Genomic DNA, 247 nt, shown 5'->3' with positions numbered 1-247 from the left:
GCGGCACACCCGGCGCGCACTGGCGGAGCCCGATTTCTTCAGCAGGGGTCCCACCGAAATCTGCCACCTGTCCTGGCGGCCACAGTGCTGGCGCGCCAGCTCGTAGATCCGCCGCTCCAGGGGCTTGCGCAGGCGGAAATACTCCCGCCACAGCGGCACCACCGAGTCCGACAGCACCGCCCGGTAGAGCCAGGCCGAGGCCGGCCCCGCCACCCAGACCAGGCGGCCACCACGCGCCTTGCGCGCT

At 72.5% G+C, this 247-nt stretch carries 1 protein-coding gene; it reads right to left on the bottom strand.

What is annotated here, in order from left to right; all coding sequences use genetic code 11:
• Positions 1 to 247 (bottom strand): replication initiator protein A (locus R0J92_RS25470; protein ID WP_411053737.1); only part of this gene is annotated, 247 nt, incomplete at both ends.

Origin of the sequence: Tritonibacter sp. SIMBA_163 (assembly GCF_046535935.1) — a bacterium.
In the GTDB taxonomy this organism is placed as follows: Bacteria; Pseudomonadota; Alphaproteobacteria; order Rhodobacterales; family Rhodobacteraceae; genus Epibacterium; species Epibacterium scottomollicae.
This window is presented reverse-complemented; position numbering and strand designations above follow the sequence as displayed.